Source organism: Desertibacillus haloalkaliphilus, assembly GCF_019039105.1.
Taxonomy (GTDB): Bacteria; Bacillota; Bacilli; order Bacillales; family KJ1-10-99; genus Desertibacillus; species Desertibacillus haloalkaliphilus.
Map to the genome: position 1 here is coordinate 754 of NZ_JAHPIV010000036.1, position 1,093 is coordinate 1,846.

The window sequence follows — 1,093 nt, forward strand, 5'->3', positions numbered from 1 at the left end:
AAGAGAGAGGAAAAGGGAAGGTAGGGAGGGGGGAGAGAGGGGGAAGGGAGAAGAGGGAGGGGGAGGGGAAGGGGAGGGGGGGGGGGAGAGGGAGGGGGGAAGGAAGGAGGGGGGAGGGGAGGGGGGGGGGGGGAAAGAAGAAGAAGGAAGAAGAGAGGGAGAGAGGGAGAGGGGGAGAGGAGAGGGGGAGAAGAGAAAGGAGAGAAGGAGAAGAAGAAGGGGAGAGGAGGAGGGGAGAGAAAAAAAGAAAGAAAGGGGAGGAAAAGGAAGAGAGAGAAAGAGGAGAGAAAAAGAAAAAAGGAAGGGGAGGGAAAGGGGGGGGGGAGAAGAGAGGGAGAGAAAAGAGGAAAGAAGGAGGGAAAGGAAGGAGAGAGAAAAGAGGAGAGAAGGAAAAAAAGGAAAAGAGAAAAAAAGGGGAAGAAAAAAGGGAGGAAAAGGAGGGGGAAGGGAAAAGGAAGAAGAGAAAAGGGGGAAAAAAAAAAGGAAAAGAGGAGAGGAAGAGAGGAAAGGGAGGGGGAGGAAGGGGAAAGAGGGGGAAAGAGGAGAGAGAGAAAAAAGAAGGAAAGAGAAAAGGAGAGAGGGGAGGAAAGAAAAAAGAGAGAAAGAGAAGGGAGGAGGAAGGAAGAAGGAGGAAGGGAAAAGGGGAGGGGGAGAAGAAAGAGAAAGAGGAGGAGAGGGAAGAGAAAAGGGGAAAAAAGAGGAAAAAGAAGAAAGAGAAAAAGAAGAAGAGAGAAGGGGGAGGAAGAGAGGAGGAGAGGGGAAAGAGAAGAGGGAGGGGGGAGGAAGGAGGAGAGGAGGGAAGAAAGGAGAAAGGAAAAAAGGAGAGAAAAAGAGAGGAGAAGGGAGGAAAAAAGGGGAAAAAAGAGGGGGGGAAAGAAAGGGAAGAGAGGAAGAAGGAAAGAGAAGAGAAAAGGGAAGAAGAAAGAGAAGGAGAGGGAAAGAAAGGGAGAAAGAAGGGAGGAAAAAAGAGAGAGGAAAGAGGGAAGGGGAGAAAAGAAAAAAAAGGGGGAAAGAAGGAAGAAAAAGGAGGAGAGGAGAAGAAAGAGAGGGGAAAAAAAGAAAAGGAGAGGGGGAAGAGGGGGGGAGAGAAGAA

At 50.0% G+C, this 1,093-nt stretch carries 1 protein-coding gene; it reads left to right on the top strand.

From position 1 onward, the window contains the following. Positions 1-1,093 (top strand): hypothetical protein (locus KH400_RS29485; RefSeq protein ID WP_217227876.1); only part of this gene is annotated, 1,093 nt, incomplete at both ends.